This window comes from Pseudoduganella sp. LjRoot289 (assembly GCF_964252925.1).
In the GTDB taxonomy this organism is placed as follows: Bacteria; Pseudomonadota; Gammaproteobacteria; order Burkholderiales; family Burkholderiaceae_D; genus Rugamonas.
This window is the reverse complement of record NZ_CAXUPN020000001.1, coordinates 2,139,700-2,154,395: the sequence shown is the minus strand read 5'-3', so window position 1 is coordinate 2,154,395 and position 14,696 is coordinate 2,139,700. Positions and strand designations below refer to the sequence as shown.

Sequence of the window (14,696 nt, the reverse complement as noted above, 5' to 3'; positions counted from 1 at the left end):
ATCGTTTTACTCGCAGGCGCCCTGCATGGCATTGCTCGCTGACTTCCATTCCCGCCTTGCCAGGCAGAGCTTGCGCGGCAGGCTGCGCACGGTTCTTTCTTTTCTAGCTATCCCCATGCTATCGGCCGTGCTGCTGGCGGCGGTCGCGCAACTGCTGGCGGCCGGCGCTTGGCAAGCATTCGCCGCGCAAGAGCAGCGCGCGGTGCAGCTAGCGATCGAGAGCAGCGCCACGCTGGCGCGCATTGAGGCGCCCGCCACGCGCCGCGCCGCGCTGACGGCCTTGCGCGCCGCCATGCGCGATATCGCCACGCTGAGCGCCGACGCCGAAGTGCGCCACGCCGCGCAGGCCGTCACGCTGCAATCGTACGAACTTGAAGTTACGCGGCCCGCCGGCGAGCCGGCCACGCTCCCGGCCACCTTGTTTCCCTTGCTCGACGAGCTGAGAACCAAGGCCGCGTCGGCAGCGGCCGGCGTCCAGTCTCGCAACACCATGCTGGGCTGGGCCGCGCTGGGCGCCGTGATCTTGCTGCCCGCGCTGGCCGCGGCCGGCGGCCTGGCCGTCGCGCTGAGCATCACGCGCAGCATCGACGGCACGCTGCGCGACTGCATCGCCTTCGCCGGCGAGATCGCGGCGGGCAATTTCAGCCATGGCAGCAGCCACGCGCGCGCCGCCGCGCGCGCGCGCTACATGGACGCGGACGCCGACAGCGCCAGCGAATTCGACATCCTGGTGCGCTCGATGAACCGCATCGCCGACGAAACCAGCACCGCCGCCGAACGCGACGCCGAGCAGACCGAGAGGCTGGAGCGCCTCGAACGCGCGTGGCAGTTGCGCTCGGCCTGCAGCGAGTCACTGGTGAAGGCGGCTGGCGAGCGCGACATGGTGGCGGCGCTGTGCGGCCACCTGGTCGAACTGGGCGGTTACCGCGTGGCCTGGGTCGGCTACGCGCGCGACGACGAGGAGCGCGGCATCGACGTCGCGGCGCACGCCGGCACCGACGCCGCCTACATTGAAGAACTGCAGCTGACCTGGGGCGGCGATGTGCACAAACAGGGCGGCTTCGGCACCGCCATCCACCAGAACCGGGTGGTGTCGACCACCCAATTGGCCACGGACCTGGTATTTACCTGCTGGCGCGGCACGACGCCGCCGCACGGCCTGGCGTCGGCCATCGCCTTGCCACTGCGCGAGGAGGGCCGCGATGCGCCATTCGGCGTGCTGGGCATCTATTCGGAGCGGCCGCGCCCTTTCGTGGACGAGGAACTCAAGCTGCTGCAGGACCTGGCCGACGATCTGGCGTTCGGCATCGTCAGCCGCCGCCAGTCCGGACAGCGCCAACGCGCCGAGGAGCAACTGGCCCACCACGTCAACTACGACAGCCTGACCGGCCTGGCCAAGCTCGAGACGCTGCAGGCGCAACTGGCGCCGCTGGCCGAAGAGGCGCGCGCCGCGCGCAAGGTGGTGGCCGCACTGCACATCGACCTGGACCGATTCCAGGACGTCAACGACAGCCTGGGCCGCGCCGTCGGCGACCAGGTGCTGGTGCAAGCCGCGCAGCGGCTGACGCAGGCGGCGGGCGAGGGCGCGGTGCTGGCGCGGCTGGGCGCGGACGAATTCGTGGTGCTGCTGCCCGGACTGGCGGCTGCCAGCGATGCCGGCAAAGTGGCGGCGCGCATCGGTGCGCGCCTGGCCGAGCCTTTGGCCGCCGGCCTGCTGCCGGCGGGCGCACCGCCCGTGCGGCCGCTCGCCTCGATCGGCGTCAGCGTCTATCCCGACGACGCTGTGCAAACTGCCGACCTGCTGCGCAACGCCGGCCTCGCCATGCAGGAAGCCAAGCGGCAGGGCGGCAGCACTTACCGCTACTACGCGCCCGAGCTCAATGCGAAGATGGCGTCGCGCTTCATGATGGAATCGGAATTGAGCCGCGCGCTCGAACGCGGCGAACTGGCGATGCACTATCAGCCGCAATGCAGCCTGCAAAACGGCGTCATCACCGGCGCCGAGGCTTTGATGCGCTGGCGCCACCCGACCCGGGGCATGGTGGCGCCGGCCGAATTCATCCGGCTGGCCGAAGAGACCGGGCTGGTGCTGCCGATAGGCGCGTGGGCCATCGAGAGCGTCTGCTCCCAGCTCAAGGCCTGGCGTGCGGCGGGCGTGCAGACGCCCGCGGTGGCTGTCAATTTGTCGGCGCGCCAGTTCCGGCAGAAGGACCTGGTGGGCACCGTGCGGCGCGCGCTAGAAAGCAACGGTCTGCCGCCGCGCTCCCTGTCGCTCGAGATCACCGAGAGTGCGGTCATGCATGACGTCGAGGCGGCCAGCCGCACGCTGGCCGAGCTGAAGGAACTCGGGGTCGGCATCGCGCTGGACGACTTCGGCACCGGCTACTCCTCGTTGAGCTATCTGAAGCGCTTCCCGATCGACCACCTGAAAATAGACCAGTCCTTCGTGCGCGACATCACCACGTCGCCGGACGACGCGGCCATCTGCAACGCGGTGATCGGCCTGGCGCACCATTTGCGGATAGCGGTCGTGGCCGAAGGCGTGGAGACCGAGGAGCAGGTGGCGTACCTGAGGCGGCGGCAATGCGACACGATGCAGGGCTTCCTGTTCAGCAAAGCGGTGGCGCCGGACGCCTATGCCCAATTGATCACGGAAGGCAAGAAGCTGCGGCTGGCCGAGGCCGACGAAGTGCAGCCCACGCTGCTGCTGCTGGACGACGAGCTCAACATCGTGCGCGCGCTGAACCGTACCCTGCGGCCCGACGGCTACAAGATCCTGGCGGCCACCAGCGCCGCCGACGCGCTCAAGCTGCTGGCGCTCAATCCGGTGCAAGTGGTGGTGTCCGACCAGCGCATGCCCGAGATGACCGGGGTCGAGTTCCTGAGCCGGGTCAAGGAACTGTACCCGGACACCATCCGCATCATCCTGTCCGGCTACACCGACCTCGAGTCGGTGATCGACGCCATCAACCGGGGCGCAGTCTACCGCTTCTTCACCAAACCCTGGGACGACGCCCAGCTGCGCACTTGCATACAGCAAGCCTTCCGCCACCAGCAGCTGCTCTCCGCATAGTCTTTCCTATCGGAAAAAATCGGCGTAATATGTCCCTGTAGCCAACATGCTTGTCCGCCTGACATAACAGAAACAGGAGACGCCGTATGATATCCCGAGACACATCCTCCATGCCCTCTTGCCGCTCGAGCGCTGCAAATGGCACTGGCCGCTAGCTTCCACGCCAGCCTGGCCAAGCTGAGCCTGCACTCCAGGCTGTGGGCGGTGATCGTTTGCCTGGCCATGCCCATGCTGATCGCCGCGCTGATGGCGGCCGGTGCGCATTTGTATGCGGTGTCGGCCTGGAATGCCTTCGCAGGACAGGAACAGGAAGCGGCCCAGCTCGCGCTAAAGGCGAACGCGTCGCTGCCGGCCGTGAGCGACCCGGCCACGCGCAAGGCAGCGCTGACGGCCCTGCGCGTGCAGATGCGCGACATCTCCGCGCTCAGCGGCGAGGCGCTGGTGCGGCGCGCCGCGCAGGCCGTCACCAAGCTCACTTACGACCACGAGAACCCCAAACTGGACGCGCCCGCGCCATTGGCGCCTTTGCTGCAGCGGGTGGCCGACAGGGCCGGCGAAGCCGCCGAGCGGGCGCAGGCACGCGCAAAAACCCTGGGCACCGTGGCGCTGGCCGCCATGTTCCTGCTGCCCGCGCTTGCCACGGCGGTCGGCATTGCGCTGGCGCGCGGGCTCACCCACAGCATCGACGGCACGCTGCGCGATTGCATCACCTTCGCCAGCGAGATCGCGACGCATAATTTCAGCCATGGCGGCAGCAAAGCCAGGCCCGCCGCGCGCGCCCGCCACATGGACGCCGATGCCGACAGCGCCAGCGAGTTCGACATCCTGGTGCGGTCGATGAACCGCATCGCCGACGAAACCAGCATCGCGGCCAAGCGCGACGCCGAGCAAGCCTTGCGGCTGGAACGGGTGGAACGCGCGCTGGCCTTGACGACAGCCTGCGGCGAAGCGCTGCTGAGAGCGCCCAACGAGGCGGAATTGCTGACGGCCTTGTGCGGCCATCTGGTCCAGATGGCCGGTTACCCGGCGGCCTGGGTAGGCTATGCGCGCCAGGACGCCGCGCACAGCATTGAAGTGGCGGCGCACGCCGGCTCGGACGCGGACCACGTCTGGAAACTGCAGCTGAGCTGGGGAGAGGACGTCAGCCAGCAAGGCGGCTTCGGCACCGCCATACAGCTAGGCGAAGTATGCAAGACGGGCCAGCTGGGGGCCGACCGCAGCTTCAGCTGCGCCGGCAAGTTGCCGGCTCCGCACGGCCTGGCCGCCGCCATCGCCTTGCCCTTGCGTGAAGGCGGCGGCCGGCATGTCAGCCCCGGCCCTGACGACGGCGACGGTGACGGCGTCGACCCGGACACCGGCATCGACGCCGGCATTGACGCCGCAGCCATCCCGAAAGCGGCGCCCTTCGGCGTGCTGGGCCTCTACTCGGAGAATCCGGACGCGTTCGACGATGAGGACGAAATCAAGCTGCTCAAGGAGCTGGCCGACGACCTGGCCTTCGGCCTGCTGCTGCACCGCGCGCAAGGACGGGGCGGCACGGCGGCGCCGGGGCAGCCGGGTTCGCAGCACCATCCGCACCCCATCAACTACGACGACCTGACCGGCCTGGCCAAGCAGGAGACACTGGAACGGCAAGTTGCGCCGCTGGCCGAACAGGCGCAGGCGGCGCAGAAGAAGTTGGGCGCGCTGCACCTGAACCTCGACAGCTTCGAGGTCATCAACGAAAAGCTGGGTTATAAGGTCGGTGATCAGATCCTGGTGCAAGCGGCGCTGCGGCTGGCACAGGCGGCCGGCGAGGGCGCCGTGCTGGCGAGGCTGGACGCCGACGAATTCGTCATATTGCTACCAGGGCTGGCGTCGCTTGCCCAGGCCGGCGTGGTCGCCGGCCGGGTTGCAGCCAAACTGGCCGAAGCGCTTGCGCCGGACCTGCTGCCGCCGGACACGCCCCTGCTGAAGCTGTCCGCCTCGATCGGCATCAGCGTGTACCCGGACGACAGCGCACAAGCGGGCGACTTGCTGGCGCATGCAGCCAGGGCCATGCTGGACGCCAAGAACCAGGGCGGCAATACGCACCGCTACTTCGCCGCCGAGCTGAACGCGCGCATCGCCTCGCGCGCCGTGATGGAGGCGGAACTGGGCAAAGCGCTGGAGCGGGGCGAACTGTTGATGCACTACCAGCCGCAATGCAGCCTGGAGACCGGCGCCATTATCGGGGGCGAGGCACTGATGCGCTGGCAGCATCCGAAGAAGGGCATGCTGGCGCCGCTGGAATTCATCCGCATGGCCGAGGAAACGGGTCTGGTCCTGCCGATAGGCGCCTGGGCCGTGGACGCCGTCTGCGCGCAGCTGAAAGCGTGGAGCGCGCAAGGGCTGCAGATGCCGCCGATGGCGGTCAACCTGTCGCCGCGCCAGTTCCAGCGCAAGGATTTGATACCGGCCGTGCGCCGCGCGCTGGAAAGCCACGGCGTTCCGGGCAGTGCGCTGGAGATCGAAATCACGGAAGAAGCGCTGATGCTGGACGTGGAGGGCGCTACCCGCACGCTGCAGGAACTGCATGCGCTCGGCGTACGGATTGCGCTCGATGATTTCGGCACGGGATATTCCTCGCTCAGCTACCTGAAACACTTCGCTGTCCAGCGCCTGAAGATAGACCAGTCCTTTGTGCACGGCATTGGCAAGACGCCGGAAGCGGCCGACATCTGCGACGCGGTGATCAGTCTGGCGCATACCCTGAAGGTGGCCGTGGTGGCGGAAAGCGTGGAGACGGAGGCACAGGCAGCCTACTTGCGGAAGCATCGCTGCGATGCGATGCAAGGCTTCCTGTTCAGCAAAGCCGTGGCGCCGGACGCGTATGCGCAGCTGGTCGCCTCCGGCAAGAAAATGCCGTTGCCCGCCGTTGCAGCCCCCCCTGCAAGCACCACAACCGACAAGGCCGGGACAGCGGCAACTGCCGCAACTGCGGCAACTGCGGCCGCGCCGGACGCCCAGCGCACCTTGCTGCTGCTGGACGACGAGGTCGTCCATATCCGGGCGCTGAACAAAGTATTGCGTGGCGATGGCTACAAGATCCTGGCTGCCACCAGCGCCGCCGACGCGCTGAAGCTGTTGTCGCAGAACGCGGTGCAGGTCGTATTGTCCGACCAGGCCATGCCGGAGATGAGCGGGGCCGCATTCCAGGGCCGGGTGCGGGAGCTCCATCCGGAAACGGTGCGCATCGTACTATCCGGCTTCGACGAACTGGCGCCTGTGTTCGCGGCCATCAACAGCGGCGACGTCCATCGCTTCTTCCCCAAGCCATGGAACGACGAGGCATTGCGCGTCTGCGTCCAGCAAGCCTTCGGCCAGCAAGGCAGCGGCCCGGCTACCCCGGCCGAGGCAGCCGCCGTCCAAGCAGCGCCAGCCTGACACCCTGCGCTGCGCTGGCAAGCGTGGCGGCGGGCCATAGCGCATATAGCGTTGCGCCCATCCCGGCGCCGCCTGCTGGCCCTAAAGTCGACACCTGTTCAGTCAATATGTGAAAAGGTGCGGGGATGGGGATAGCTAGGCGCTTGGCGGCCGAAGGCCTGGGTACGGCCATGCTGCTGGCGATATCGTGCGGCAGCGGTTTCGCGGCGGCACGGCTGGCGGGTGGCGACCCAGCCTTGGCGCTGCTGGTCAGCTCGGTGGTCTCCAGCACCGGGCTGGCGGTGTTGATCCTGAGCCTGGGCCCGGTTTCGGGCGGCTTGTTCAATCCGGTGCTGACGCTGTCCGAAGCCTGGCGCGGCAAGCTGGCGCTGGACCATGCAGCGCCCTACATCGCGGCGCAACTGGCGGGTGCCTTCGCGGGAACGGCGGTCGCGCACGCGATGTTCGGTTTGCCCTTGCTGGCGGCGGCCACCCAGGCGCGCGCCGGTCCGGCGCTGTGGCTGGGCGAGGGCGTGGCGACTTTCGGCTTGCTGGCGGTATTCATCGGCTGTGGCCGCAGCAGGCCGGCGGCGGCGCCGTTCGCGGTGGCCGCCTACGTGATGACGGCATGCTGGTTCAGTCCCTCGGCCGCCTTCATGAATCCCGCCATGACCTTGGCGCGCGTGGTCGGCAGCGGCGCGGGCGGCATCTGCCTGGCCGACGCGCCGGCCTATATCCTGGCCCAGCTGGCCGGGGCGGCGGCAGCCAGCGCGTTGTTCAGCTGGATGCACGCAGGCGCGCTGCGCCGCGCGGGCTAAGCCGTTCAGCGTCGGCGCGCTGCCGGCAGCGGACAGCCCGCCTGCGCCTTCTCACAAACCGGGCATGGCATGACCGTCGATGTCCAGGAATTCAGACACGCCGGCAGGAGCGCTGTCGGGCAAGATAGCCGCCAATTGCGAGCTCAGTTCGGTATGCCGGCGCTGGCCGGGCGCAATTTTCTCGACCTGGGCCAGCACCTCGGCCGCCTCCGCCAGCACCGCCTGGTCATAGCCAAGCTTTTGCACATGAGAAATCAGGATCTGCGCCGTATTGAGTAGAACACGCAGGTTCCCCGGCATCTTGTGGCGCGCGGCGCGCATCCAGTCGACCGCCTCGTCCAGCTTGTTGGTCTTCCACAACAGCACGCCGCGGTTCATGATGTCGGCCGCCTCCTTGCGCGCTTCCTCGATCAAGGCGGCGCCTTCTTCGGCCATCTGTGCGTACGCGAACACTTTTTGCACCTCGTCGCGCACGCTCTTGTCGTCGTCGTTGTTCTGGATGATGTGGCACAGCAGTTTGATTGCCGGGTCTTTTGCGCCCACTTCGAGCAGCAAGGTGGCGATATCCATGCAGGTATTGGGGGAGGGCAGATCGGCGGCGCTGGCCGTGGCCAGCATCGCTTCGAATTCCATGGCGATGACGGTGGCGCTGTGCCTGTCGTCATTGTCCAGGTACACCAGCCCCTCCGTGACCCTGGCCCGCAGGTCGCTGGCCTCGCCGGCGAACTTCTTCTGTACCGTGAGCAAGAGCTGCAGCGCCTCCTTGGGCGCTTTTTTGATGCTGCACACCCGCGCCAGCCCGAAATAGGGATCGGCCGTCTTGCTGATCGAATGCTCGCCCACACTGATGCATTTGCGGAAAGCCTTCTCGGCCGAGGCAACGTTGCCCAGCCGCAGGGAGATTTCACCGAGCGTATTCTGGCGCGCCACGGAATTGGGCGACATCCTGGCGGCCCGCTCCAGCACCGTGCTGGCTTGTTCCTGCTGCCCCATCTGTTTATGCGCTGCGGCAAGCTGATCGTAGGCTTCCAGGAACAGGCTGTTACCTTCGATAACATGCTGGAACATCAGGCTGGCGCCGGCATAGTCGCCATCCTGCATCAACAGTTGGGCCAGGCCGGCCTTGGCCCAGGTGCAGTTCCGCTGCCCCAGTACCTGCTCATAAATTGCGCGCGCCCCGTCGCGTTCGCCGCACTTCAGCAACAAGGTCGCCTTCATGCGCAGCAAGTCGTTTTCATGCAGCGGGTTGGCGGCAATCTGAAAATCGCACTGCACGGCGGCGCCTGCGTAGTCCTTCTGCGCGTAGGCCAGGTCGATCTGCTGGAACACCTGCTTCTTCTGCCAGATGCGGTTCAGCCGCGTGTCCAGCATTCCCTCGGTGATCGGCTTGATCAGATAGGCGTCGGGATGATATTCGGCCGTGCCCATCACGGACTCGGCGCTCTTTTCGGCAGACACCATGACGAACATGCTGCTGGGCTTGAGCCAATTGTTGCCGCGCGCCTCTTCCAGGATTTGCTGGCCATTGCGCCCGCCGTCCAGGTGATAGTCGCACAGGATGATGTCGTAGCGGTTATTGCTGATGAGGGCGACTGCTTCGGCGCCATCCGTGGCCTGGTCGATGAGCTTGGCGCCCATGTTGCGCAAGCTCTCGCGCAGCAATTGGCGGATACTGGCGCAATCGTCGACGACCAGATAGTGCTTGTCGGCCCAGTTGACGGATCGCGCTGTGGCGGCGTTCGGCGCCTTGCCGGCAAACATTTGGCTCATCGTATTCCCTTTCGGCGAGTACAACCATTGTCACGGCGTTCAATGCCAGGCTTTCCAGCCGGGTCTACTGGTGTGAACTGCATTTCAATATAGCATGTCTTGAGGGCTGTAGCGGAGCAACAAATGCGCCGGTGCGGCTATTTGGCACAGTGCGGAACCGCGCCCAATTAAAGCTGCATGATGTTTGCATGTTTATGCGATCGGCGTTATAGTTGAGCCATCCGAATAGTCCACCAAGAGAAGAGGTCCCCATGCTGTCCACCGAACAACGCGCCGTCATCACCGCCACCGTACCTATCCTGAAAGAAGGCGGGGAAGCACTGACGCGCCACTTCTACCTGAAGCTTTTCAACGACTATCCAGAGGTCGTTCCATACTTTAACCAGGCGCACCAGCATGGAGGCACGCAGCAGCGCGCGCTGGCCCACTCCATCCTGATGTACGCCGCCAACATTGAACGGCTGGAAGCGCTGGGTCCCCTGGTCAATACCATTGTCAACAAGCATGTGGCGCTGCAGATTCAGCGGCAGGACTATCCGAAGGTTGGCGCGGCGCTGCTGGGTGCGATCCGCGAGGTACTGGGCGCGCAGGTAGCGACCGATGCAGTCATCGAAGCATGGGGCGCGGCCTACGGCCAGCTGGCCGACATCCTGGCCGGGGCCGAAGAGCAAATCTACGATGCCAACGCGGAAGCCCAAGGCGGCTGGCGCGGCGCGCGTGCATTCAAGGTCGCCAGCAAGACCGTGGAAAGCGATGAAGTCACATCCTTCGTCTTCGCCCCGGCCGACGGCGGCAAGGTCATGGCATTCAAGCCGGGCCAGTACATTACCGTGCTGGTGACGGTGGATGGCGCGGAGATGCGCCGCCAGTACTCGCTGTCGGCCGAGAGCAACGGTGCGACCTACCGCATCAGCGTCAAGCGCGAGCCGGGCGGCAAAGTCTCCAACCACCTGCACGGCAGCATCCATCCCGGCGACGGCGTCACGCTGTTCCCGCCGGCCGGCGCCTTCACGCTGGCGGACAGCGACAAGCCACTGGTGCTGATCAGCGGCGGCGTGGGCATCACCCCGACCCTGGCGATGCTGGGCGCCGCGCTGCGTACCCAGCGCCCGGTGCACTTCATCCACGCCGCGCGCCACGCCGGCGTGCACGCCTTCCGGGGTCACATCGAGCAACTGGTGGAACAGCATCCGCAACTGCGCCGCCACTACGTGTACGAGCATGACGACGGCGCCAGCGCCGCCAAGCCGCACGCCACCGGCTATCTGAGCCAGCAGCAGCTGGCCGACTGGCTGCCCGAGTCGCGCGACGTGGAAGCCTACTTCCTGGGCCCGACGCCGTTCATGAAGGCGATGAAGTCGCATTTGCGCGAGCTGGGCGTACCCGAGACGCAAACGTTCTACGAGTTCTTCGGCCCGGCCGAAGCGCTGCAATAAAGACCACGGGGCCAGCGCAATGCTGGCCTTTTCCTAGGTGCGGCCAGGTTTGCGGCTGGCGGCGCGATGGCCCAGCCACTGCACTATGGCGGTGCCGTATTCGGGCGGAGTCTTGGCTTCGACGCGCCGGGCCAGGTCGGCCAGCGTATGCCGTGCCAGCACCGCGCGCATGCTGCTTTCCGCTTCCAGCATCACGGACTGGATGGAGCAGGGGCTCGCCTGCGACCAGTCGGGCTGATTGTCCTCGAACAGCACGCAGCGCTGGCGGATCTCGCGGCAGTCGAATAACGCCTTGCTGCCGTCTATGGCGTCCACCACGTTGAGCTGCCAGCATGCGATCGACATGGGCCGCTACGCGGGCCACAACGTCGCCGCCGACCTGCTCGGCTTGCCGACGCTGGAGCACCGGCAGCCGTACTACGCCACCTGCCTGGACCTGGGCGGCGCCGGCGCCGTGTATACAGAAGGCTGGGATCGCCAGGTGAAGCTGACTGGCTCCGAGGGCAAAGCCCTGAAGGTGAAGATCAACACCGAGTGGATCTACCCACCGGCGGCCGAACGCGCGCTGCCGTTCGCCGCGGCAGCCCCAACCCGTTCCGTCGCCGCCTGAGCGGTCCTTCGTAAGCGGAGTGTATTTTGGAGAGAATGTCAAACTGCCAAACCTGCCATACTTGCCATGAACCGCAGCATCCGTCTGGCAAGGGGGAGAGCATGACTGGCGAAAGTACACCATCGGAAGATGAAGCCGTTTCGTTCGAGAAGGTGCTTGAGCTTGAGCGCGAACGGCTCGGGTTGGCTGTCACTGACAACAGGCATGCGGTTGGTACCGGCCTGGCCTTGTCCGGGGGCGGTATACGCAGCGCGACATTTAGCCTGGGCGTATTGCAGGCGCTGGCGCGCGCCGAAAAGCTGGCATCTTTCGACTACCTCTCCACGGTTTCGGGTGGCGGGTACATCGGAGCCTGGTTAAGCGCCTGGATAAAGCAGGACGGCTTGGACGTTGTGCAGGCACAACTAGGGCAGCGAGGCAGCGGGGCCGATACGGCGCCGCGCTCCTGCGAGCCGAAGGAAGTTGCCTGGCTGCGGCGCTTCAGCAACTACCTTACGCCGCGTGTCGGTCTGTTCTCGACCGACACCTTGACATTGATCAGCATCTGGTCGCGCAATGTGATGCTGAGCCTGATCATCCTGCTGGCCTTCTTTGCTACGCTCTTCCTATTGCCCCGCCTTGCGCTGCTTTCCTTGTATCCCGTGCTTTCGTCCGGCGGCGAGGCGTTCGGCTGGGTCGCAGTTGCGTTTGGCGCACTGCTCTTCCCGGCGGCGATCAACATGAATCTGCAGCGCCTGCATGAGCGTAACCGCCCGCAAAACAGGAAAGCCAAATCCGCCGAGGCCGGCAAGGGGCCAGAGGCAATCAAGGCTCCTGAGGCGGGCGAGGCGCCCGGGCTACTCAAGTACGGCATCGATCTGTCATCCATCAAATCCTACTGCATGAACCGGCTTGGCACGCCAGCCGGCGTCATGGCGACGGTCGTGTTGCCGGGGACAGTGGCGGCCATCACAGGCAGCTTCTGGCTGTTCGCCAATGACGCCGACAAGTCTTTGCCTGCTTCTTGCGGACTGATCTACGCTACCGTTTTTTTCTTGGTACTGGTTGCGCTGATGTGGCTGCGATCGGAGTGGAAGCCACGCGAAGACCTCAGCGCAAATCAGGAGACCAAACCCCTGAAGCATTCTGTCCTCAAGGAGGGCGCGGTCTATCTGCTGGCGACGGTGGTTGCGATAGGCAGCAGCATGGCACTGCTGGGCTGGCTGCACGACCGCTTTCCTTACACCGGAACCATAGGCGATGCGGCCGGATTGCTGACGCTGGGTCCAGCGGTATTTCTGACGGTGTTTGGTATCAGCGGGGCGGTTTTCGTTGGTTTGGTTGGACGCGTGTTTTTTGAACGGTCGCGCGAATGGTGGAGCCGGATGAGCGCCTGCTTCATGATGGTGGGCAGCGGCTGGCTGCTGCTGAATCTCTGCGCCTTTCACGTGCCGGCCTTGGTGGACTGGGCGGCGGCATCCGCCGGGCTATGGCTGAAAGGCGTCGTGGGAACCGGTTGGCTGGCCAGCCTGCTTGGCGTGCTGCTCGCCCGTCGCAAGGCGGTCGCTCCCGATCAGGCCGGCGGCGGCAGATTGCTCTTCCTGGCTAACCTTGCGGCGGCGGTCTTCATGGTCGGCTTCATCATGGCGGCAGCGGCGCTCACCGACCATGCGCTGACCAGTGCCGCCGACATCGCCAGGCAGCCACTTCGGCAAGCGGTCAGCGCATCCATGGACCTGAACATCTCAGGCAGCGGGGCGCGGCAGGAGCAGCACATCAGCATCAGCGGCGCAGGTCCCCGTTTGGCGGCCGTGGCGCTGGCGCGTTCAAACGAGCTAGCTATGCTTATGCGCAAGACGGTGCACTGCCTGCCATTCCTGTGGTGCGCCTTCGGCGCCACTGTCCTGGTACTGGTGGTATTCGGCATGCGCGTGGATGTCAACAAATTCTCACTGCACAATATGTACAAAAACCGCCTGACGCGCTGTTATCTGGGCGCCAGCAATCCGGCGAGGCATCCGCAGCCCTTTACTGGTTTCGACGACCAGGACGATCGCTGGCTCTCGACGTTTGCCCGGGGAAACGACGTGCAGCGGCCTTATCACATCATCAATACAACACTGAATCTGTCGCAAGGCAAGAACTTGGCGTGGCAGGAGCGCAAGGGCGCTTCTTTCAGCTTGACACCGATGTATTGCGGCTACGAGCTGGCCCCTACGCAAGGCGATACCACGGCCCTTAGCAATAAGGCGGTACCCGCTTTCCGCTCCACGTCGAAGTACGCGGACCGAGACGGCGAGGAGTGCGGCTTCAGCCTGGGCATGGCGATGGCAACTTCGGGTGCGGCCGCCGATCCCAATATGGGAGCCATGACCAGTCCGGCGCTGGCCTTCCTGATGACCGTGTTCAATGTGCGCCTGGCCCGCTGGAGCCCCAATCCAGCGCGCACCCGATGGCGCGATCCGAGTCCCGGCTTCGGCCTGGGCTGCTTGTTGCAGGAACTGTTTGGCCTATCCAACGACGAGTCGGACTTCGTCAATCTATCGGACGGCGGGCACTTTGAAAATCTCGGCATCTATGAACTGGTGCGTCGGCGCTGCAAGCTGATCGTGGTGGTGGATGGCGGGGCCGACGAGCTGCGCGGGTTTGACGACCTGGGCCGGGCCATACGGCAGTGCCGCATCGATTTCGGGGTCGACATCAAGATCAATCTGAGTTCGCTGCGGTCAGCTGCGGACGCCAAGAGTCTTCCGCAGCGTGGCTATGGGAGCGGGACGATCGACTATGGCAACGATGTAGCGGGTACACTCATATTCATCAAACCTACGCTTTGCATGCAGCGCGAGGAACCGGTGGATGTGTTGAATTACGGCGCCAAGAACACCAGCTTCCCTCAGCAATCGACGGGCGACCAGTTTTTCGACGAGAGCCAGTTCGAAAGCTACCGGCAACTCGGAGAACACATTGCGGCAGCCTGCCTGAAGGTGCATGGCGAGCGTTTGGTATCCCGGACTCCGGACAGCAAAGCTAAGGCCGCCGCCCCGTCGGCCGAGCGGACCGAAACCATCGGCTGGTTGGGGATGGCACGAAAATGGATGCCAATAGCGGCACTGGCCGGTTTCGCGCTGCTGACCGTACTCAAGGCCGCATGCCTGGATGCCGCCGCGCAGCAGTACTGCGCCTGTCCCAGCCTATCCGGCCCGTATCCGTCGTGCCCGTCCGGCCTGTTGTCTTTGCATGTGTTCCTGCTGGTCGATACGCTTTGGGTGCCCATATACAGCGCGGCCTTCGTTCTGGGCTATCAGCTGTTGTTGAGCGGCGGCGCGGGTGGAAGCCGTCCGCGCCTTTGGTGGGCGCTGGCTTTGTCACTGGTGTCGCTTGGCGCCGGTGTCGACTTCTATGAAAACTGGTCGCAATGGGCGCTACTGGACAGCTTCCCGCCGACGGCCGGCATGCCATCGGTCCAGCCCTGGACAGCGCTCAAATTCGTCCTGTTCGGAAGTAATTGCACCCTTTTACTGTACCTCTGGCTCGCGCGCCGGTGGAAGTCGGCTAAAGAAGTGGAGGCGGCTAAAGAGGCAGTCCCGTGATAGCATTTGAGCACGCACGGCCCTGTGGTAAAGTGC

General features: G+C 65.3%; 7 protein-coding genes and 1 pseudogene. 6 read left to right on the top strand and 2 right to left on the bottom strand.

Annotated features, from left to right (window positions below):
* The first annotated feature begins 25 nt into the window (after positions 1–25).
* The 3 genes from ACSQ8Y_RS09145 to ACSQ8Y_RS09135 all read left to right on the top strand — a co-directional run bounded on the left by ACSQ8Y_RS09145 (position 26) and on the right by ACSQ8Y_RS09135 (position 7,275).
* Complete coding sequence (locus ACSQ8Y_RS09145; RefSeq protein ID WP_436266134.1) at positions 26–3,073, top strand: EAL domain-containing protein; 3,048 nt, start codon at positions 26–28, stop codon at positions 3,071–3,073.
* Between the two features lie 138 nt (positions 3,074–3,211).
* On the top strand, positions 3,212–6,478 hold the full coding sequence (locus ACSQ8Y_RS09140) for an EAL domain-containing protein (protein WP_436266133.1): 3,267 nt from the start codon (positions 3,212–3,214) through the stop codon (positions 6,476–6,478).
* Between the two features lie 125 nt (positions 6,479–6,603).
* A complete protein-coding gene (locus tag ACSQ8Y_RS09135) occupies positions 6,604–7,275 on the top strand; it encodes an aquaporin (RefSeq protein ID WP_436266132.1) in 672 nt (223 codons plus the stop codon).
* A gap of 51 nt (positions 7,276–7,326) precedes the next feature.
* On the opposite strand, the gene ACSQ8Y_RS09130 is transcribed toward ACSQ8Y_RS09135, so the two are convergent.
* Complete coding sequence (locus ACSQ8Y_RS09130; RefSeq protein WP_436266131.1) at positions 7,327–9,045, bottom strand: response regulator; 1,719 nt, start codon at positions 9,043–9,045, stop codon at positions 7,327–7,329.
* Between the two features lie 251 nt (positions 9,046–9,296).
* Here ACSQ8Y_RS09130 and hmpA point away from each other — a divergent pair, with 251 nt between their 5' ends.
* Positions 9,297–10,481 (top strand): NO-inducible flavohemoprotein, encoded by a 1,185-nt coding sequence (gene hmpA / locus ACSQ8Y_RS09125; RefSeq protein WP_436266130.1) that lies wholly within the window; start codon positions 9,297–9,299, stop codon positions 10,479–10,481.
* A 33-nt stretch (positions 10,482–10,514) separates the two neighbouring features.
* Here the strand turns inward: hmpA and ACSQ8Y_RS09120 are convergent, their stop codons facing one another.
* Positions 10,515–10,826: an Rrf2 family transcriptional regulator gene (locus ACSQ8Y_RS09120; RefSeq protein ID WP_436266129.1), complete on the bottom strand. Its 312-nt coding sequence runs from the start codon at positions 10,824–10,826 to the stop codon at positions 10,515–10,517.
* Here ACSQ8Y_RS09120 and ACSQ8Y_RS09115 point away from each other — a divergent pair.
* Both ACSQ8Y_RS09115 and ACSQ8Y_RS09110 read left to right on the top strand, forming a co-directional pair.
* A pseudogene (locus tag ACSQ8Y_RS09115) lies at positions 10,801–11,091 on the top strand (NAD(P)/FAD-dependent oxidoreductase); the annotation flags it as partial. The gene ACSQ8Y_RS09120 and the pseudogene ACSQ8Y_RS09115 sit on opposite strands and share 26 nt — an antisense overlap.
* Positions 11,092–11,126: 35 nt before the next feature.
* Positions 11,127–14,660 (top strand): patatin-like phospholipase family protein, encoded by a 3,534-nt coding sequence (locus ACSQ8Y_RS09110; protein WP_436266128.1) that lies wholly within the window; start codon positions 11,127–11,129, stop codon positions 14,658–14,660.
* Positions 14,661–14,696 lie beyond the last annotated feature (36 nt).

Coding starts and splice junctions, on each gene's coding strand:
- ACSQ8Y_RS09120 (WP_436266129.1), bottom strand. CDS start 10,826: ATGTCGATCGCATGCTGGCAGCTCAACGTGGTGGACGCCATAGACGGC.
- ACSQ8Y_RS09140 (WP_436266133.1), top strand. CDS start 3,212: ATGGCACTGGCCGCTAGCTTCCACGCCAGCCTGGCCAAGCTGAGCCTG.
- ACSQ8Y_RS09130 (WP_436266131.1), bottom strand. CDS start 9,045: ATGAGCCAAATGTTTGCCGGCAAGGCGCCGAACGCCGCCACAGCGCGA.
- hmpA (WP_436266130.1), top strand. CDS start 9,297: ATGCTGTCCACCGAACAACGCGCCGTCATCACCGCCACCGTACCTATC.
- ACSQ8Y_RS09110 (WP_436266128.1), top strand. CDS start 11,127: ATGTCAAACTGCCAAACCTGCCATACTTGCCATGAACCGCAGCATCCG.
- ACSQ8Y_RS09145 (WP_436266134.1), top strand. CDS start 26: ATGGCATTGCTCGCTGACTTCCATTCCCGCCTTGCCAGGCAGAGCTTG.
- ACSQ8Y_RS09135 (WP_436266132.1), top strand. CDS start 6,604: ATGGGGATAGCTAGGCGCTTGGCGGCCGAAGGCCTGGGTACGGCCATG.